This window comes from Bifidobacterium sp. ESL1118 (assembly GCF_058505595.1).
Genome location: NZ_CP196371.1, coordinates 115,840 through 136,297, shown reverse-complemented (window position 1 = coordinate 136,297; position 20,458 = coordinate 115,840). Strand labels below are relative to the sequence as shown.

13 protein-coding genes, 1 tRNA gene and 1 pseudogene are annotated in these 20,458 nt (G+C 57.8%); 7 read left to right on the top strand and 8 right to left on the bottom strand.

What is annotated here, in order from left to right; translation table 11 throughout:
* Positions 1-56 precede the first annotated feature (56 nt).
* Positions 57-2,324: an exo-alpha-(1->6)-L-arabinopyranosidase gene (locus tag ACSYSS_RS00465; protein WP_491703586.1), complete on the bottom strand. Its 2,268-nt coding sequence runs from the start codon at positions 2,322-2,324 to the stop codon at positions 57-59.
* Between the two features lie 388 nt (positions 2,325-2,712).
* Between ACSYSS_RS00465 and ACSYSS_RS00460 the strand changes: the two genes are divergently transcribed.
* From ACSYSS_RS00460 to ACSYSS_RS00450, 3 genes are all read left to right on the top strand, one after another.
* Positions 2,713-4,098 carry a hemolysin family protein gene (locus ACSYSS_RS00460; RefSeq protein ID WP_491703585.1) on the top strand — a complete coding sequence of 462 codons (1,386 nt, stop codon included), beginning with the start codon at positions 2,713-2,715 and terminating at the stop codon, positions 4,096-4,098.
* Positions 4,099-4,388: 290 nt separating this feature from the next.
* Positions 4,389-4,871, top strand: coding sequence for a Dps family protein (locus tag ACSYSS_RS00455; RefSeq protein WP_491703584.1), 483 nt, complete (start codon positions 4,389-4,391; stop codon positions 4,869-4,871).
* 190 nt (positions 4,872-5,061) lie between these two features.
* Positions 5,062-5,144: transfer RNA gene (locus tag ACSYSS_RS00450), tRNA-Leu, on the top strand.
* A 56-nt stretch (positions 5,145-5,200) separates the two neighbouring features.
* On the opposite strand, the gene ACSYSS_RS00445 is transcribed toward ACSYSS_RS00450, so the two are convergent.
* The gene (locus tag ACSYSS_RS00445; RefSeq protein WP_491704299.1) at positions 5,201-7,690 is read right to left on the bottom strand and encodes a S9 family peptidase; all 2,490 of its coding nucleotides are present in this window, start codon (positions 7,688-7,690) and stop codon (positions 5,201-5,203) included.
* Between the two features lie 183 nt (positions 7,691-7,873).
* Positions 7,874-8,473 (bottom strand): NAD(P)H-binding protein, encoded by a 600-nt coding sequence (locus ACSYSS_RS00440; protein ID WP_491703583.1) that lies wholly within the window; start codon positions 8,471-8,473, stop codon positions 7,874-7,876.
* A 771-nt stretch (positions 8,474-9,244) separates the two neighbouring features.
* Here ACSYSS_RS00440 and purE point away from each other — a divergent pair.
* The 3 genes and pseudogenes from purE to ACSYSS_RS00425 all read left to right on the top strand — a co-directional run bounded on the left by purE (position 9,245) and on the right by ACSYSS_RS00425 (position 11,528).
* Entirely contained in the window at positions 9,245-9,766 is a 522-nt protein-coding gene (gene purE, locus ACSYSS_RS00435) for a 5-(carboxyamino)imidazole ribonucleotide mutase (RefSeq protein ID WP_491704298.1), read from the top strand.
* Between the two features lie 334 nt (positions 9,767-10,100).
* Positions 10,101-10,553, top strand: a pseudogene (locus tag ACSYSS_RS00430) (5-(carboxyamino)imidazole ribonucleotide synthase); the annotation flags it as partial.
* A gap of 36 nt (positions 10,554-10,589) precedes the next feature.
* Positions 10,590-11,528, top strand: a complete 939-nt coding sequence (locus ACSYSS_RS00425; RefSeq protein ID WP_491704297.1) for a 5-(carboxyamino)imidazole ribonucleotide synthase — start codon at positions 10,590-10,592, stop codon at positions 11,526-11,528.
* Between the two features lie 41 nt (positions 11,529-11,569).
* Here ACSYSS_RS00425 and ACSYSS_RS00420 read toward each other — a convergent pair whose 3' ends face one another.
* Positions 11,570-12,367 (bottom strand): histidine phosphatase family protein, encoded by a 798-nt coding sequence (locus tag ACSYSS_RS00420; RefSeq protein ID WP_491703582.1) that lies wholly within the window; start codon positions 12,365-12,367, stop codon positions 11,570-11,572.
* Positions 12,368-12,525: 158 nt separating this feature from the next.
* A complete protein-coding gene (gene purD, locus ACSYSS_RS00415; RefSeq protein ID WP_491703581.1) occupies positions 12,526-13,953 on the bottom strand; it encodes a phosphoribosylamine--glycine ligase in 1,428 nt (475 codons plus the stop codon).
* A 282-nt stretch (positions 13,954-14,235) separates the two neighbouring features.
* Between purD and ACSYSS_RS00410 the strand changes: the two genes are divergently transcribed.
* On the top strand, positions 14,236-15,231 hold the full coding sequence (locus ACSYSS_RS00410; RefSeq protein WP_491703580.1) for a hypothetical protein: 996 nt from the start codon (positions 14,236-14,238) through the stop codon (positions 15,229-15,231).
* A 153-nt stretch (positions 15,232-15,384) separates the two neighbouring features.
* Here the strand turns inward: ACSYSS_RS00410 and ACSYSS_RS00405 are convergent, their stop codons facing one another.
* The 3 genes from ACSYSS_RS00405 to ACSYSS_RS00395 all read right to left on the bottom strand — a co-directional run bounded on the left by ACSYSS_RS00405 (position 15,385) and on the right by ACSYSS_RS00395 (position 19,932).
* A complete protein-coding gene (locus ACSYSS_RS00405; RefSeq protein WP_491703579.1) occupies positions 15,385-17,205 on the bottom strand; it encodes an ABC transporter ATP-binding protein in 1,821 nt (606 codons plus the stop codon).
* Between the two features lie 136 nt (positions 17,206-17,341).
* Positions 17,342-19,198: an ABC transporter ATP-binding protein gene (locus tag ACSYSS_RS00400; RefSeq protein ID WP_491703578.1), complete on the bottom strand. Its 1,857-nt coding sequence runs from the start codon at positions 19,196-19,198 to the stop codon at positions 17,342-17,344.
* Between the two features lie 161 nt (positions 19,199-19,359).
* Positions 19,360-19,932 carry a MarR family winged helix-turn-helix transcriptional regulator gene (locus ACSYSS_RS00395; RefSeq protein ID WP_491703577.1) on the bottom strand — a complete coding sequence of 191 codons (573 nt, stop codon included), beginning with the start codon at positions 19,930-19,932 and terminating at the stop codon, positions 19,360-19,362.
* Between the last annotated feature and the right edge of the window lie 526 nt (positions 19,933-20,458).

The following is a 20,458-nucleotide window of genomic DNA, read 5'->3' as shown; positions in this document are numbered from 1 at the left end:
TCCAACCAACCACGTCGATAGGGAACCAAAGCAATTATCTGGAGTAAACCAACCGGCTACTTGGTCATTTTGTTGTATTCCTCCATGGCGGATTCGTAGATATCCTTCGCCACATCAGCGCCGAGCAACATGGACATGCCACTCAAAGGCGCCGAATTCAGGAACATGACAATAAGGTCACTGTCAGGAATGACCGAGCGGCCATACTTCTTGTTAAGCGCAGGAATCACCTTGTCGAGTACCTTGGCACCAAGTGGATCGTCGCGCCACTCGGCGAGCGTGGACTGACCGGTGAGCTCCATGGCCTTGCCGTCATCGTCGAGCTGCACGGGCACCGTCTTGACGATGTTGCGAGAGGAGTTGCCCACTTCGATGCCGTAGGAACCGCCCTCAACCTTCCAGTCGTTGAAGCCCTCGGACCAATAGGCAAACGCACGGGAGTCGAGGTCAAGCCCAACCTCCTTGGTCTCGTCAGGCTCCAGGAAGACCTTCTTGAACCCTTTGAGCTCATGGACGGGGCGAGCCACCTTGCATGCCGGTGGGGCCACATAGACCTGCACGACTTCAGCTCCGGCAAGGGTGCCGGTGTTACTCACCCTGGCGCTCACATGCACACTCTGCGGGCCGGTCTTGACGGCCTTGACATCGTGGATGTCGAACGTGGTGTAGGAAAGTCCGTAGCCGAATGGGTAGGTGACGCTCTTGTGGAAGGTGTCGTAGTAGCGGTAGCCCACGAACACGCCCTCGCCATAGTCCACGTGGCCTTCCTCACCGGGCCAGTTCATCGAGGTCGGGTCGTCGCCCAGATCGTTGATGATGGTCTGCGCGAGCTTGCCGGACGGGCTCACGTCACCGAACACCACATCGGCTGTGGCGGCGCCGCCAGCCTGGCCCAAGAGCCATGTCTCAAGAATCGACTTGGCCTTCCCCGCCCACGGCATGGAGACCACGGAACCGTTGGAAAGGATGACCACCACGTTCTTGTTGGCCGCGGCCACGGCCTTGAGTACCTCCATCTGCTTGGCGGGAATGGCCAGCGTGGTGCGGTCGAAGCCTTCGGATTCCGCCTCGGCGGGAAGCCCGAGGAAGAGCAGCACGGTGTCCGCGCCCTTGGCGGCCTTCACTGCCTCATCCGTAAGCGACTGCGCCTGCGCCTCAGCGTCGAGCGTAAAGCCCGGGGCAAAGTCGGCATCCACGCCACGCTCCTTCAACGCATCGAGGAAGCTGGTGAGCTTGTTGGGATTGATGAGCGAGGATCCAGCGCCCTGATAGCGCGGGGTGCGGGCGAACTCACCGATGACGGCGAGCTTCGTGCCCGGCTTCACCGGTAGGAGGTCATCCTCGTTCTTCAGGAGCACCATGGCCTCGCGGGCGGCTTCACGCGCCACCTCGTCGTGTGCATCCACGTCGTAGCGGTAACCGGCCTTGCCCTTCTCCATGGCCGGCTGGGCCTTGGCCACCAAATCAATCATGCCCTGCGCCATGGCTTGAAGCTGCTCGGGCTTGATCTCACCATCGCGCACTGCATGCACAATCTCGTCGTCGGTGCCTGTGGGCGGCATCTCAAGGTTGAGCCCGGCGTTGAGCGCGGCGGCGCGGTTGTGCACGGCGCCCCAATCACTCATGACAATGCCCTTGAAACCCCACTCCTTACGGAGCACGTCCGTAAGGAGCCAGTGGTTCTGAGAAGAATATTGTCCGTTAATCTGGTTGTAGGAACACATGATTGTCCAAGGTTGGGCAGTTTTCACGATGTGTTCAAATGCGGGGAAATAGATTTCGCGCAGGGCGCGGTCGCTGATGCGGGCGCTGATACGCAGGCGGTCGGTCTCCTGGTTGTTGGCCGCGAAATGCTTCACGGACGTGCCGATGCCCTTGGACTGGATGCCCTCGACCTCGCCCACGGCCTCGTGACCGGCCAGGTAGGGGTCTTCGCTCCAGAACTCGAAGCAACGGCCACCCAGCGGATTGCGTTTGATGTTCACTCCAGGCCCGAGGATGACAGCGACCTGCTCCTGCACACACTCCTCACCCATGGCCTCGCCCGTCTTCTTGATAAGGTCAGGATTCCAACTGCTCGACATGCCTGCAGCCGGGGGGAAGCAGGTGGCCGGGACGGCCACGTCCACGTCCATGCCTTCAAGATTCTGCGCCTTGCGCAAGCCATGAGGACCATCGGTGATGGTGTAATTGGGCAGGCCCTTTTCCGGCACACTGCCGATGCTCCAAGGATTGGTGCCGCTGGTCAGCGCCGCCTGCTCTTCAACGGTAAGGTCCTGCGCTTTTGGCAACTCCGCCTGATGCCTTGAATTCTGATCACTCATATTGATCCTTTCATTCGTATAGCCGCTTGGAACTGATGTCAACCTCGATGCTCCAGAAGCGGCGCCACGCCATGTGCACAGTGGTGTGCACCCGTACGGCATCCAGGATTTGGCGAACTTCGGAAGGCCGACATCCTTTAGTTACCGAACGGTAGGTAATTGTGATTATAGCACATTCCAGAAACGTCGAGGATCTGGATTGCGACGAACCCATCGTGCAAATTCATTCCATAATCACTTAGCATTCATTCAGTGAGCACTTTTTCAAAACACGATACGGTCAAAATCAAAAAATATGGAATTTCAACGTTCTTGATTTTGGCCTCGACTATTGCCCCTCTAAAAAGTGCTCACTGAATGAATCGATTCCTTATATTAGACTGGAAATATGTCCGTTTGGCTCAATGTTCTGCTGATTTTCGTCTTCCTCGTGCTCGGATCGGTGTTCTCCGGCACTGAGTTGGCATTGGTGAGTCTGCGCGGCTCCCAGCTTGACCAGTTGGAGGAACAGGATGTGCGCGGGGCTCGGGTGGCCAAGATTGCGCGCAATCCAAACACATTCCTCTCCACCCTGCAGATCGGCGTGACGCTCTCAGGTTTCCTTTCGGCATCGTTCGGCGAATCCTCCATCTCACCGTTCGTGGTGCCGGTGGTGGAAGGCTGGGGCGTTCCTACTCACATCGCTGCGCCATTGACCACCATCGTGTTGACGCTCATCATCTCCTTCTGCTCCATCGTCATCTCCGAGATGGTGCCCAAGCGCATCGCCATGCAACGCACCGTGCAAATCGCCCGCGCCGTCGTGCCCGCCATCGACGTATTCTCCACCATCTGCAGGCCAATCATCTGGGCCATTGGCAAATGCACCAACGGCATTGTGCGGCTTCTAGGTTTTGACCCGAACGAGACCGGCAGCGAGGTGAGCGACGACGAGCTGCGGGTTTTGGTCGATTCCAATTCACGTCTAAGCTCGGACGAACGCACCATTCTCGATGACGTATTTGACGCCTCCGGCACGATTGTGGCAGAAGTCATGCGCCCTCGTGCCGACGTGACATTTCTCGACGGAGACATGCCGCTTGGCGATGCGGCCGCCTACGTGCGCGAAATGCCTTACTCCCGCTACCCCGTCACAGGCAAGGATTTCGACGACGTGCTCGGCTTCGTGCATGTGCGCGACCTGCTCGACATCCGCGACCCCAATGCCAAGACGGTCGCCGATGTGGTGCGCGAGGGCATCTCACTGCCCGGCACGTCCAAACTGCTGCCAAGTCTTGAGCTACTGCGCAAACGCGGCATCCATCTGGCCGTGGTCATCGACGAATATGGCGGCACAGACGGCATCGTGACGCTGGAAGACATGACCGAGGAGCTGGTGGGAGACATTCGCGATGAATATGACTTACCGGACGAACCTGGCGGCGACCGCGATCACAACGGTAACAGCAAGGCGGCAACAGCCTTCATTGACGGCGTGGCCACCATTGACGGCGGGATGACCATAGAGGATTTCGCCGACTTGACCGGCATCGAGCTGGAAGACGGGCCATACGAGACCGTCGCCGGATACTTTCTGGCGCACACCGGCAAACTCGGCGCTGTGGGCGATGTGCTGCATTCCGATGACGGGTACGATATGATCGTCACCCAAGTGGACGGCCGGAGAATCGAAACCATCGAGGTGCGCAAGGCGACCAGCAGTGACAGCAACGAGGCCAACGGCAACAGTGGCCACGGCACGGCTATCATCAATGCCGAAAACCACACGGAATAAGCGCCCAATTACGTGCCCAATGAATGCCAACGACGAGTCGATAGTACCGCTAATGACACTGTTACCAACCAACCCATCTGAATCCCACAGTTCGTCAGACAACGGACACCCATCGCCTGCTCATCGTGTCAATGGTATCAGTATCAATGGCATCAAAGATACGCGATACATATCCGCATACCACACTTGAAGCTCCGTGGAGAATTAGCCTTACGGCGCAGTCTGATCGTGACTCTGTTATTCCTTTATAATTGAATAAAGTTGGTTTAAGGTAAGAAAGGACGTACATTATGGCAGACAAGTTTTTGAGTCCCGGACTTGACGAAGCAACATCCGACAAGATCGCGAAGATCCTGCTCAAGTGCCTGGCGCATGAGGAAGAGGCCTCGCTGGTGCTTAAGCACGCGCACTGGAATGTGGCTGGGCCAAGCTTCATCGGCGTGCATGAGATGATCGACCCCGAAGTCGATTCCGTGCGCAACATGGCCGATGAGACCGCCGAGCGCATTGCGACTTTAGGTGCCGCTGCGGAAGGCGGCCCAGACTTCATCATCTCCCAACGCGACTGGAAGGAATTCCCGCTCAGGGGCCGCCAGGATACGCAGGACTACCTGAAGGCGCTCGTGGATTACTACGCCGAGTTCATCGTGGCCGAACGTGAGTCCATCAAGGTGCTCGATCCAATCGACATCATCAGCTCAAACATCATCCAAGACCACGTGCAGGAACTGGAGCACTTCAACTGGTTCATGAATAGCCATTTGATCAAGTAGGCCATCCGATCAAGCAGACGACCCGATACCTTCATTCGGCTGCCGACTTCTTGCGCTACCAATGACGACACCTAACGTCGCAAAAGGTAGCGCAAGTAGGTTCAAACAGCCTCTCAGCCGTCGAGACTTCGACACGCGTGCGAAGTTCCTTGCATAAGGCGACAAGCAGAGGTATCGTTAATATTTGTCTGCGAGTATGGCGGAATGGTAGACGCGCTGTCTTCAGGTGGCAGTGAGCGAATGCTCGTGGGGGTTCAACTCCCCCTACTCGCACAAATAAAAGGGCCGTTGCCTTGTTGGGCAACGGCCCTTTCAAATTCATTCTCCTTTTATGCCTCAATGCCGAGCGCGTTGTAGAGGAAGTCGCGTTGGAGCACCAGCAGGTTCTCCGCCACCGTGGGGTCATTGGTCATATGGGTGATGCCCGTGAGCGGCAAGTACGTATGCTGACGGCCAGCGGCCATGAGCGCCTGTGAAAGCCGCAACGAATGCGCGATGGTGACGTTATCGTCCGCAAAACCGTGGATGAGCATCAATGGCCGGGTAAGCTTGGGCGCATCAGCCACAATCGAATTGCGTTCGTAGACCTTCGGGTCGAGGCCCAGATAGCGCTCCGTGTAGTGCGTGTCGTAGAGCGTCCAATCGGTGGGCGGGGCACCGGCGCACGCAGCCTGGAAGGTGTCGGGCGCGTCAAGCACGGCGAGCGCCGAAAGGAATCCGCCGTATGACCAACCAATCATGGCCACATGGTCGAGATCTGCCTCGGGAGCCACGCTTGGCAACGCCTGCACGGCCTCCACCTGGTCGTCAAGACTCACATACTTCATGTCTTCGAACATCTCGCGGTCCCACTTCGGCCCGCGCCCAGTGGTGCCGCGATTGTCGGCGGTGAGCACGATGAAACCTTGGTCTGCCCACCACTGCGACTCCAAGTAGTTCGCTTGGCTAAGTAACACCTGCTGCGCCCCAGGGCCACCATACGGCTTGACCAGCACCGGCAGTTTCCTGGTACCGGCCCACTTGCTGCCAGCGCTCGGACGGGTGATGGCGGCATACATACTACGTTTGCCCAGCCGCACAAAATTAGTGTTCGGCGTGAACCCCGGAACATCAGCATAATTGGCAATGTTTTCGCTGAGAGGCCTGGATGCCTCTGATCCACCCGTAGCCGGCATAATAAAGGTATGCGTCATGGTACTACCAGACTCGCTCATACCACGACCCGAGAGCACGATGCCATTGCCGCTGCGGGAAGCGCCCCACACACCTGGTTCCATACTCACTGGCGTGATGGCACCGGTGAAATCAATCGTCACCACGTCCATGCTGCGCGCGTCATGCGCCAAGCCGGTTTCGCTGTTATTGTCACCGCGCCAAGCAGCCGGCAACGCGGCGTTGGAGTCACCACCGACAGCTGCGGCATCCGCCAGCTCAGGCGTGCGCTGCACTATTGCGAGCACATTCTCGTCGCTGATGTCCAGCACTTCGCGCACCTGCCAGCCGACCGGTGTGAAGGCCTTGCCGTCAACCGTAAGACGGTTGGTATCGGTAGCCATATCGTTGAAAGCACAGACCAATCGGCCGTCCGGCGTACGAGAAGGCGTGCCGAGCACGATGTCAAGCCACTGCGGGTTCTCATGTTCTTCAAGCACCGTCGTGGCCCCATCAACGCCGATCTCAAGCACCTGGTCACGGTTCTGCCGCCGGTTCTGCACCAGCATGACGGGCCGCTGCCCGCGCTTCCAGCTCGCAGCCGACATATACTCATACGTCTTGCTGTCCCAACTCACAAGGCAGGTCTCGCAACCTTGATACTGGCCGCCTGCACCCTCGAAACGCAACTTGGCAAGCTTCATGGTGACGATGGCGTTCTTCGTCAGTGCACGGGCGTAACGCCGGCCGGATGCAGACCGGTCGGGATGCGCAGGGTCGCTGATGTACCACATCGGCTCGGGTGTGGAATCGAATGTTTCGTAAAGCAAGGCATTCGAATCGGGGCTCCACCAGAAGCCCTCGTAGCGGTCCATCTCTTCGCCAGCCACGAACTCAGCCAAGCCAATTTTGTGAGTCTCAGGATCCTCGTCCTCGGCGATTGCGGCAACTTCATGCACTGAGTCTTTAGCAGGGTCGATGCTCGGAATATCTACGATTACTAAGCGCTTACCGGTGGAATAGACCACGTGCATGCCGTCTGGCGAGATACGTGGGTTGAGCACTGGCTGCCACTGCGCATCGGCAAGCACGTCCGGCAGAATCTGACGGGTAGCCGACTCCTTAGAAACAGGCGAGGCACCGGAGCTACCAACCTCACCAGGCATCTGCGCAGAACCTTCTGATTCCCTGACGTTCCGCAACGTGGGAGACGCTTCTCCAAAAGTCTCCACCAGCACCTGCGAAATCTCAGTCAGATACAATCTCGAATTGATGGTGAACACCACGCGCGCACCCATGACATCGGCGGAATAGGAAACGATGCCCTCGCCGCCCTCTCGCGCACGCTCACGGCGGGCCATCTCCTCCGGCGGTACGTCTTCAGTGTCGGCATCGGCAAGCAACTCGCGCGGGTCGGCCAGTTTTACTTCCCGAGGTTCATGCGCACCACTATGTTCGCCGACGCCGTCAAGCACGCTGGCCCAAAGCGACGTGACCACGTCCTGCGGCCCATCCGAGCGCAGAAACAGCGCGACCCTGCCATCTCCCATCACCTGGGCCGAACGTGGGGCACCTGCACCGAACCGCAGCGACTGGGCGCGGCGACGCGGCAACTGTGCAATGGCCCTCGCCTCACTGGGCCCATGTGCACTATTCGCCTCGCTCAGACCAGACATGCCATTTGCCTCGGCTCCAGTGCCCTGTCCATTTCCCGATACATCCACATTCGTTTGTTCGCTCATACTTCCAGTATACGGGGCTGAGCCAGCTTGGCGGCGGACAATGCTCAACTACTGTAGATTCAGCGCCGCTGTCACCATACCGGGCGGTCGCCATCGGTGCCGGGGCGGTCAAATGCCCACACTGGCGTGGTTGTCAAGCTTCGGGTCGGCCAGCAGCCGCACGATGTAATCGGCAATCGAGGCACGCGAGATCGTGGTGCCGCGGAATGGCTCGCCCTTCTGCGTAATCTCATAATCAGTGTCATCCGCGTTGTCCATGTAAGCGGCACGGATAATGGTGTAGTTGATGTCGGAATCCTCAATGATCTTGGCGGCGCGGCGGGTGTCGTCCATGACCTCCTTGCCACAGCTCTCCTCAACCCAGCGGCCGAACTCACCCGGCACCTCGAAGTAAAGCCCGAGACCGGTGATATAGATGAGCCGGCTCACACCGTCCTCATCCATAGCCTTGACAATGTTCGCGGCCATCGGTTCGAAACGGCCACCCAAATCCGCCAAAACCACGTCCTGACCTTTGATTGCGGCGGCAAGGGCGGCGTAATCGTTCACGTCACCTTCCACCACGGTCTCGCGCTTGGGGTCAACATCCGTAATACGCCGCGCATTACGCAGGTAGAGCGTCAAATGTGCGTCAGTCTCGCGCAAGAGACGAGCGCGCGTCAGGCGTGCGATCTGCCCGTATGCTCCTAAAATGATGATGTTGGTCATTGTTCCTCCGTTCCAGTGTTTTGCAATAGATGTGTCGCTACAGTCCCAGTAGTCCCTGTAACCCGCGTAATCCGTGCAAATGTAAGACTTACGCTAGCTCTTAAAGTACACTCGAAGTCAATTGTGGTGGCAATAGGAATGCCTTTGAAATTTATGTAGGAAGATTTTGGCGGGCTGCCATAATACCGCTTTCAGAATCATTGCCATTACGGCGATTATTGAAAATCCTACTTCACCATTCTCTGGCCTTATCGGAGCAAATCTCCCTACATAAATCCAAACTTCATGGCAGCACACTGTGAGCGGGCATTACAAGATTTAAAACCACATAATTAAATTAATTTTGGTGTCCAGACAGTCAAAAATCACTGAATTCCGCCCTTCTTTCGTTCAGTGGGCACTTTTTCTCGGAAAAATCTGAATACCAATTTCGAAAATGTCGGAATTCCAACGATTCGAAAATGTGGCTCAGCAAATTTCTAAAGAAAAGTACCCACTGAACAGAAAAGAGGCGATTCAAAGTCTATTTCATCACACGAGACGCGTAATATTGAAGACGTTCCTACCGAAAGGCTTTCCATGGCAACAGTGGCAACATCAAACAATTCCAACGATTTCAACAGTCTCGAGAGTCCAGGCAATCTCCAGGAGCTTCATGGTGGAGGCGGCCGTACGGTTCCTTCTCCGACGTCCTCAGATTCGAGAAATCAGAAAAACCTGCGGAATCACAATGCTCAAACCCAAGATTCCCAGAATCTGCAGCCCCAATCCATGAATCCCTCATTCCCGAGAGATCCGCAGGGCACACGCCCGAAAGTGGCGGTGATCATGGGATCAGCGAGTGATTGGGAGACCATGAAGCACGCCTGCGAAACGCTCGATCAGTTCGGTGTGACGTATTCAAAGCAGGTCATTTCCGCGCATCGCACACCCGAGCTTATGGCCGGCTTTGCACATGGTGCCAGAGAAGCTGGAATCAAGGTCATCATCGCCGGAGCTGGCGGCGCAGCGCACCTTCCAGGCATGGTGGCTGCGCAGACCACACTTCCTGTGATAGGAGTGCCGGTGCAATCGCATGCGCTCTCAGGCATCGACTCATTGCTTTCCATCGTGCAGATGCCAGGCGGCATTCCCGTGGCCACCACTGCCATTGGCAACTCCGGCGCACAGAACGCAGGGCTGCTCGCGGTCAGCATCCTAAGCACCGTTGACGCCGAACTTGCCCAGAAATTGCAGGACTACCGCAACGAGCTCAAGGCGAAGGTCGCGGCATCGAACGCACAACTCGTCTAGGGTGAGTCACAGTCGGCCAAGCCGCAGACCGCTCCTCAACAGGACCACAATAGGCCGCAAGCTACACCGCAATTGTCCGTCTAGTCTGACTTTTCAATCGCAGTTGGGTAAAACGGACACAATCCGGCGCAAAATCGTCCATTTAGCCCAACTGGAAAATTGAAGTCGGCAAGAACGGACAAAACCGAGACCTGCACCCCCTATTCCATCTCAATCGCAATGATTCATTGACTGAGACTGAGGCAACTCGACGAAAATTCGCACCGTCAGCCCATATCAGATTGTCGTGCACTATTTTATTCAATATTGACCAGATCCATGGAAGGAAGCATACATGCCAAGTTTGGCTGAGGAAACCAATGGAACAATCAAACAGCTCATGCCGGGAGCCACCATCGGCATCATCGGAGGCGGGCAACTTGGCCAGATGATGGCAATTTCGGCGAAATACCACGGGTTTCGCGTTGGCACACTCGACCCCACACCCAACTGCCCCTGCGCGCAAGTGGCCGATTTCCAAATCACCGCCGACTACGATGACGAGGCCGCCATCCGCGAGCTGGCAAGACGCAGCGATGTGCTCACCTACGAATTCGAGAACGTCGACGCCGATGCCATCGATACCGTGCGTGGAACGGGAGCAGACAAAGCAGCCGTGCCGCAGGGCACGGACCTACTGCGGGTCACCCAGGAACGCGTTCACGAAAAGACATTCATAAACAGCCACGGCACACCCACTGCACCCTGGAGGCCAATCGACAACATCGAGGAGCTGGCTGACGCGTTGGAAGGTGGGTATGGGGAAGCCGAGGATAACGAGAATATGCATGCCACACCAAGCAGCAAGACCGACGAAGGTGCATCCAATGATCAAGCTTCAGCAGCCGGCGCAAAGTATGGTGCTCCGGCAACAACTACACCAGCTGCCGCTGCACTCACGGGTGCCAATTCAAAGAACACAGCCACATCGGTTTCGGCAACCTCAGCCCCATCGATTGCTCCCGTGGATTGCAGGCGCAGGCATATAGGCTATCCGGCAGTGCTCAAAACTCGCAGCGGTGGCTACGACGGCCACGGCCAAGACGTATTGCGCGGCCCGGAAGACCTCCAACGAATCCGCGAGCGCGCAGAGCGCGAAGGAACGTTCCCGCCGAGCATCCTGGAAGGTTTCGTCGACTTCGATTTCGAGGCTTCCGTGCTCGTTTCAGGCAACGGCAACAACGACGAACTGGTCACCTTCCCGCTGGTGCGCAACGAACACCGAAACAACATCCTCCACCTGACCATTGCCCCGGCGCAGGTTTCGCCACAAATCGCCCAGGAGGCGCACGATCTGGCCGTTCGCCTTGCCCGCGGTTTCGAACTTGCTGGCACACTGGCCATCGAACTGTTCATCACCAAGGACGGCCGAGTGATTGTCAACGAGCTGGCTCCTCGCCCCCACAATTCCGGCCATTACACCATCGAAGCCTGCAGCCTCAACCAATACGATGCCCACATCCGTGGCATCGCTGGATGGCCGCTGCCGCCGGTCAAGCTCCTGAGCCCAGCGGTGATGGCGAACGTACTCGGCCAGCATGTGGCACCGACCCGCGCGCTCATCGGCGAACACCCTGAATGGAACGTGCACGACTACGGCAAGGCCGAAGTGCGTCAGGACCGCAAGATGGGCCATATCACCGTGCTCACCGACGACACCTCCCGCACTGTGCACGAGCTGGAGGCCACAGGCTGCTGGGACGATTTGAAGAGCAAACACTGAACCCGCGGGCGGAACGCCACCACTCCCAATGGATCAGACAGTTATTGTGCACCGTGCTCGTAATACTCCATCGACCCTGGCTCACCGACAATGGCCAACTCGCCATCAACATAGATCACCTTCGTTACCGCGGTGTTCTCCTGGTTGGGCACACCGGCCGCCGGAGCTACGGCTCGCAGGAATTGGCTAATCACGCTGCCTGAGCTCACCACGAGTACATTGCCGCCGCCGCGTCGCTCAGTTTCCTGCGCAATCCGGATGATGGCGGGCACCATACGAGCGCGAATCTCCGCCACACTTTCCGCGCGGTCTTCATCGGTCAAATCTGTGTGCAGCGCATTCTCCAAATCCAAATCGTGCAATGCATCCTGCCAGTGCACAATAAAATCGTCACCGAACTTGACGTTGGCCTCGGCAGCATCGCAGCAGTTCAATCTCTCCAACACCATACGCCTGGTTTCAACTACCGGGCGCCCTTCAAAGCTCCCGAAATTATCCTCCCGCAAATCAGGGTCAACCCTAATGACAACACCACTGTTACCTGAATATTGCAGTGCAATGCGAGCCGTGTCATAGTGCCGGGTGAGGTTGCCACAGTACGCCGCACCGAACCTGATGCCACATGCCTTCAGCCCACGTCCAAATTGCCGAGCGATGCGGACCCCTTCCACAGAAAGCGGGAAATCGCACCACCCCTGCATCAAATGCATCTCGTTGCCTGTGGTCCTACTGTGGCGAGTGAGGTAGATCACCACCCGTTTCCGTTGGTTCGCGTCGGATTCAGAATCCGCCCGGACTTCGCCCCGCTGTGCATCTAGACGCCCTTTATCCGTGTCCATGAACAACCTCCGATACCTAGTCGACAAGATGACACAGTTTTGGCCCAAACCGTTATAGTCTGGGCCAGTTTACAAACCTATAGTACCCGAAACACAAATCATTGACACAAAACCTTGTATCTGTGATTCTTTCTGCCATCAGCGGTTGAGGCTGATTCCTACCTCAGCGCCTTATCGGCGATGTCATGGCGATAGAACATGCCGTCAGTGTCGACTGAATTCAGAAGCTCATAGGCACGTGTCTGCGCGCCGCCAATGCTTTCCGCTTTGGCGGCGAGCAGCAGCACGCGGCCCGAACTTGAGGCGAGCGAAGCCTGCGACACGGTCTTGAGCATGGACGAGGTGGCACCGGTGATATTGTTGACGGTTCCTATATGGCCAGAAGACCCAGAACCGCTTCGAACCGTGGTTTCCGCACTGCTCTCGCCGTCCTCACCAGCAGCGGCAGACATACCTGAATCGCGGCTCGCCGTCATATCAGTGTCTGCGATCTTCACGCCGGCATAGTACACATGAGAGTCATCATCGGTTTCAATGATCGGCACAGTGGCACCGGTTTTCGCGTCCGTCGGATATCCATCTGATGCCAGAACGACCCCCACCACGGCGTGATCGGTATCCCAAGTAAACTCGGGCTCACGCCCAGAGAGAATGTCGTCGATGCCCTTGCCTAAATCAGAAGAGAGCAACGGAAGCACTACTTCGGTTTCCGGGTCGCCGAATCGGGCGTTGAATTCAATCACCTTCGGGCCCTCATCCGTGGCGATGAGACCTGCGTATAACACGCCGGTGAAGGGAGCTCCCCCATCTGCCATGGCCTCAACCGTTGGCCGAACTATGGTGTCGACGGCAGTTTTCACCACATCGTCACCTATCTGAGGCACCGGGCTATAGGCCCCCATGCCGCCGGTATTGGGGCCTTTGTCATCGTCGTAAGCCCGCTTGTGGTCTTGCGAAATCGGCATGGGCCAGAAGCGCCTGCCGTTCACGAAACTCATCAGCGAGAACTCCTGCCCTTCCAGGTAGTCCTCCAGCACGACACGCAGTCCCGCCGCGCCAAACCGATGATCCACAAAAATCTCATGCAACGCATCAACGGCGGTTTCCTCGTCCATCGCCACCGTCACGCCTTTGCCGGCAGCCAATCCATCGGCCTTCACCACAATCGGCGCCCCATGCCCTCTGACGTAAGCCTCAGCACTGGCCAAATCGATGAACGTGCGCGACGCGGCAGTAGGGATACCGTGAGCCTGCATCAGCGTCTTGGCAAACGTCTTCGACCCCTCAATCATCGCCGCCTTACGAGTAGGGCCAAACGCCTTGATTCCCGCATCCGCGAAGTCGTCCACAATGCCTTCCACCAGCGGCACCTCGGGCCCTACAAACACCCAGTCGTAACCGTTGTCCCGCACGAATTCGATGAGCTCCATACGATTCTGAGGGCTAATCCTCATGGTACGAATCCCGTCTCGCTCCATGCCCGGGTTTCCCGGTGCCACGGTGACCTCCGAAACGCTCCCACCCTTGAGCAAGGTATATGCAATGGCGTGTTCGCGAGCGCCCGAGCCGATGACCAAAACCTTCATAACCGCTCCCCTGGCCCCGCATCTGCAGCATTTCCCCGCTTACGTTCAGGACCCTCAAGCCATGTAATTCTATTGATTGCCTTATTTATCGTTTGTCGCGATATTGCCTTGGTTTCAGTTTACTCTTCATCGGAACCAATGCTTAGTTGGCCCTAAAGAACGATTTCGCGTTCTTTAGGGCCAACTATCACCGTCCTACCAGCTCGACACGGCTGACCACCATTTACCCACATCGATGTATTTCATTGACCGCAGCCTGAACACAAGGGTAGATTCTGGAATATGAGCGGCAAACAACACGACCCTGAGGCAAGAAACAACACCAATCATCGTCTGTGCATCGTTGCCCAAACCGAAGCTGAAAAACAAATGCTGATCAGAAAATGTAAAACCGGCACAATCACTAGAATCTACCGTGGCATATACGTTGAGACGCAGGCATGGAATTGCTTATACCCGCAGCAGCAGGCAGCTGAGCTTATCTCCACACTTTCCAGCGAACACCCTCAGTGGGTTTTTGCCTCGCTGAGTGCGGCAGCCATTCATGGATTCGAATACCGCGGCTGGCTGCATCATGACCAGCACATCTATATCTGCGGCGAGAAGAAAAACGCGGTCAACAAGAGACGCCACGTCCAACGTGTATACACACCCGCGCAAAACCTCACCAAAGTCAACGGTCTGCCCGTCACACCAGCGGCACGCACCCTCATCGACTGCGCGCTACGGTACGAATTCCGCGACATGTTGGCTATGTTTGACTCGGCATTGCGTCAACAGCTGACCAGCAAGGAAGAACTCACTGAAATGTTCACCGCTTTGGAGCCAAAACGAAACAGACGCCTGAAAAACATACCACTTCTCATCCAATATGCCAGCGCTTCGAGTGAAAGCGTGGGCGAATCATTGTGCCGCGGAACCATGCTCGAAGCAGGATTCCCGGTGCCTCAGATGCAGGTCGGGCACGCTAATCCTTACAATCACGGCCATACGTTCCGAACCGATTTCGAGTTCACAACCGTGGATGGCGGCAACGTTATTGTGGAGTTCGACGGTATGCGCAAATATGTGGACCTCGACATGACGCGGAATCGTAGTCTACGCGCCGTGGTGCACGACGAACAGGTACGCGAGCGGGCGTTGTTCGCCGAACGCAATGTGCATCAGATCATTCGATTCGACTATGACCAAGTGATGAGTCGCACACCCGTCATTCGTGCGCTTGCCGCTGCTGGAGTGCCCCGCTCTCGCCACGGTGTCAATTTGGTTGGCTCATGATACCCAAGTTGGCCCGAAAGAACGAATTTGCGTTCTTTCGGGCCAACTTGCAGACAGATGCCGTGGAGCTACACGGCATCACAGTCTCAGCGCCTCACGCACCTCGACACCTCAAGCATCTCAAGGTCTCATTACCTTGTGCACCTCAGCGTCTCACGCGGCGAGCTCCGAGAACTGGCTGTTGTAGAGGTCGGCGTAGAAGCCGCCCTTCGCCAGCAGCTCCTCGTGAGTGCCGCGTTCAATCACGTCGCCGTGGTTCATCACCAGGATCATGTCCGCGTCCTTGATGGTGGAGAGACGGTGCGCGATGACGAAGCTTGTGCGGCCAACGGTCAACGCATCCATGGCCTTCTGGATGAGCTCCTCGGTGCGGGTGTCGACCGACGAGGTGGCCTCGTCGAGAATGAGAATAGGCGCGTCCTGCACCATGGCACGGGCGATGGTGAGCAGCTGCTTTTGGCCCTGCGAGAGCGAGGAGTTCTCGTCGAGCACCGTGTCGTAGCCCTGCGGCAGCGAGCGGACGTAACGGTCGAGGCCCACGGCCTTGCACGCGTCCTCGATCTGCTTGTCGGTCACGCCCTTCTTGGAGTAGGCCACATTCTCCTTGACCGTGCCCTTGAACACCCACGTATCCTGCAAGACCATGGAGAACTGGTCGTGCACGTTGGCGCGGGTGACGCGGGCGGTGTCGACGCCGTCGATGGATATGGATCCGCCGTCAATCCGGTAGAAGTGCATCAGGAGGTTGACCATGGTGGTCTTGCCGGCACCGGTCGGTCCGACGATGGCCACCTTCTGGCCAGCCTTGACAGACGCGGAGAAGTCATGGATGATGGTCTTGCCGGGCACGTAGCCGAAGCTGACGTCCTTGAACTCCACGTCGCCCTTCACCGGCTCCTTGGATCCAAGCAGAGGCTCCTTGCCGGTCTCGTCGCTCATCTCAGGCTCCTCAAGGAAGCCAAAGACTCGCTCGGAAGCGGCGGCGCAGCGCTGCAGATTCTGGAAGGCCTGGGCGAACTGGCTGAGCGGCTGGGTGAAGAGGCGCACATACATCATGAAGGCGATGATGACGCCGAACTCGATCTTGCCGTTCAGGGCCAGCGAAGCGCCCACGATGCAGACCACCACGAAGCCGAGGTTGCCGATGAAGTTCATCATCGGGTTCATGAGTCCGGAGAGGAACTGGCTCTTCCAAGCCGAATCGTAGAGGTCGGAATTGTACTTCTCGAACTGGCGGATGGAGTCGTTCTCGCCGTTGTAGGCCTTGACGATGGTGTGGCCGGAGTACATCTCCTCCACATGTCCGTTGACGTCGCCCAAGGCCACCTGCTGGCGGGTGAAGTACTTCTGCGAGACCTTCATGACCACGACCATGAGCACGCCGCCCAAGGCCGCCACCACAATGGCGCAGACGGTCATGAGCACGTTGTTCCAGAACATCATGACGAGGGCGCCGATGAACAGCGTCACCGAAGTGATGAGGCTTCCGAGCGACTGACCAAGCGTCTGGGCGATGGCGTCCACATCGTTGGTGATGCGGGAGAGCACGTCGCCGTAGCTGGTCCTGTCGAAGTAGCTCAGCGGCAACCTGTTGATCTTCTTGGAGATGTCGCCGCGCAGGTTCTGGGCCGTACGCTGGGTGACGGTGGCCATCATCCAGTGCTGGATGTAGCCGAGGATGGCGTAGGCCAGGTAGAGCGCCACGAGCGTCCAGGCGATGCGGGTGACCGCCGTCATGTCGATGGAGCCCATCACCGGCTTGCCGTGCACCAAGGCCGGCAGACCCTTCTGGATCTCGTTGGTCATGTCCTTGAGCTTGTCGGGCCCCACGATCTGGCAGACGGTGCCCACCGCGCCCAAGATGAGCGCGATGATGACCGACGGCAGATACCTCTTGCAATAGCGGATGAGCTTCTTCATCACCCCGCCGAAATCGGCCGGTTTCTCAACCGGCCCGCGATTTCTTCTAGGCATTGCGTTCCTTCCTTACATATCAGTTTTGCCTGCACTGCGGCGCTTACGCTGTCAGTGCGTCAATCAGCATTCGTTACGATTCGTTCCATCCGTCCGGCGTGTGCCTACAGCGAATAGCTCCGGACGTCTACCAGCCCTACGAAGCCAGCTCCTCCGGGCTGAGCTGCGATTCGGCGATCTGCTTATACACGTCGCAGCTCTTGAGCAGTTCCTTGTGGGTGCCAACCCCGGCCATCTTCCCGTCCTCGAGCACCACGATGGTGTCGGCGTCCATGATGGTGCCGATACGCTGTGCCACGATGAGCTTGGTGGTTCCCGCGGCCTCCTTCTTCAGGGCATCGCGCACCGCGCGGTCGGTCTTGAAATCAAGGGCGCTGAACGAATCGTCGAAGATCATGATCTCCGGCCTGCGGTACACGGCTCGGGCGATGGAGAGACGCTGCTTCTGGCCGCCGGAGACGTTGGAGCCTCCTTGGGCGATGGAGGCATCCCACTTGCCGTCCATGCGGTCCACGAACTCGCTGGCCTGAGCCACCTCGCCGGCGGCCACCACATCCGCCTTCTGAGCGGCGGTGAGCCCCACGTTGTCGGAGCTGCCGGCGATCTCGAGCGCCTCCTCACGCCGCCCCTTGGCGGTGGACGTGTCGGCGAGCTCCACCTCCTGGGTGCGCTCGGGCTTGGCACCATAGCTCACGTTGGATGCCACAGTGCCCTTGAACATCACAGACTTCTGCGGCACGTAGCCAAGGCGGTCGCGCAAGGCCTCCATGTCCCAGTCACGCACGTCCACACCGTCCACGAGCACCTGGCCCTTGGTGGCGTCGTAGAAGCGCGGCACGAGATTAATCAGCGAGGTCTTGCCTGAGCCGGTGGAGCCGATGAAGGCCACCGTCTGGCCCTTGCCGGCCTTGAAGTTGATGTCGCTGAGCATCGGCTCGCGGGCACCAGGATAGGTGAACTGCACATTCCTGAACTCCACGGTGCCGCTCTCGCCCGGTTTGCCCGAAACCGCCGAACCGTTCTTCACACCGGGCTCGGTGTCGAGCACCTCGAGCACACGCCTTGCGGAGACGTCGGCACGAGGCCAGAGCACGAAGACCATGGCAAGCAGCAGGAAGGCGGAGATGACCTGCATGGCGTAACTGGAGAAGACGACCATGTTGGAGAAGAGCGTCAGCTTGTCGAGCGCGCCGGCGTCCTTGATGAGATAGGCGCCGATCCAGTAGATGGCCAGGCCCAGCCCGTTCATGACGGTATTCATGACGGGAATCATGATGTTCATGGTCCGTGTGGTGAACAGCTGCGTGTTGGTCAGGTCGGCGTTCGCCTTGTCGAACTTCTGCTCCTGATAATCCTCGGCGTTGTAGGCGCGCACCACCCGCAGACCGGTGAGGTTCTCGCGGGCCACGAGGTTGATGTTGTCTGTCAGTTTCTGCATGGCGCGGAACTTGGGGATGACCAACGCCATGATGACGGCCATGAACACCATCATGACGATGGTGGCGATGGCAGTGGCCCAGGTCCATTCGAAGCCCTTGCCGGCGATCTTGCACACGGCCCAGACCCCCATGATCGGCGCGCGGAACATCATGAGCACACCCATGGTGATGAACATCTGAATCTGCGTGACGTCGTTGGTGGAACGTGTGATGAGGCTGGCGGTGGAGAACCTGTCCATCTCCGCCGGCCCGAACGACTCCACCTTGCGAAACTCCAGTGAGCGCAGCCTCTGGCTGAACGAGGCGCCGATGCGCGCCATGAGGTAGCCCACGGCGATGGCGCAGACCAGCGACCCGAAGGAGATGAGCAGCATCTTGCCGCCCTCCTTCCACACGTCCGCCATCTTGCTGCCGGGGGTCTCCACCAATTTGGTGACCTGCGACATGTAGTCGGGCAGCTTCAGGTCGAAGTAGACCTGGCCCACAATGAACGCCAGGCCCAGCACGAACTGCCCTATCTCCGTTTTGGAGAGGTATTTGGCAATGCGAAGCATTGTTCTCCTTTATATATTGACATTCCGATATCCAAGGCGTATCAAGTATGTGCGCCGGAATAGGAAATACCGTTAAATACTATGTAATATCTTTCAATGTTAGATATTCGCGTATGAGACTACAACATACTCGGCTTCACTATCTTTCACGACCGATTTGCTCAGCGCGTAGAACCGTCCGAGCCGCCCGTACCATTCGCCGCACGATCGCGAGCGCCGGGCCGCACATCCGCAAGCCCCGCCTCGCGGTGTCTGTCACGCTCCTCGAACGCAGCCTTCACCGCATCAGCGCTGGGCCTTGGCTCGCCCGGCTTGCACACCGACAAGTAGGTCATGAACTCGTCCGCAAGGTCGACGAACTCGCGCGTGCGCCGCTCACCCATCTGCGAGAAGACCCAGCAAACGGCGGAACTGATCTCGCTGTGATCCACCTTGGCCTGCCGCCTGCCGTCACCGGTCAATGAGACAAGGATATTGCGCCGATCATCAGGATCGATGCGCCGGGTGACGAGCCCCTTCTTCTCCAGCGTGCCCAGCAACGCCGAGATGCGCCCGGAACTGGCGTGCAAAGCAGCCGCGAGCCCCGATGGAGTAGACGTGCCGTGGCGCAGCAAGTGGTGCAGCACATAAGGGCCACCACGACTTGTGCGATTAAGCTCAGGCGCCATCCCCGGCTTCTGGTGGTGCATGCTGTCATGCAATTCCCGGAGCGCCTCCTGCTCAAAACCTTCCATATCTCACCTTCCCCGCAGCATTCAGCGCGTCTGGCATGCGGCATACGCCACAATTCACAACAGAGCCAATATTGAGTAGCCACAGCCCTACGCCATTGGACGAGAACCACCGGCATCGCCGCACAGAATTACTAACAATGAAAGATATCTTACACTGTTAACATTTTATCGACAGCATAATTTTGCATCGTCACGAAACGGCAAACCAGCGGATGGGATGCATCAGGGACGCTCACGGAGCATAGCGCCGTGCCGCCCCACGTCACACTCATGCACTTCACCATGCCCGAAGCCAAATCAGGGCCCTCCCGCACATCCGGCCCAAGACATCCCACCGCGCAAACACCGACCACCGGGCTTCATAGTGTGACCTACTTCAAACTTTTCCATCGTCTCTGAGAAAAGAGAGATACATAACAAGGAAATATCGGCGTCCTGGAAAACCTACCGATTGGTAGGTTTTCACAATCCCCGCATACACGCAATGTGGCGTGTATTACGACATGTGCCGCCGAACTGCCCAAAT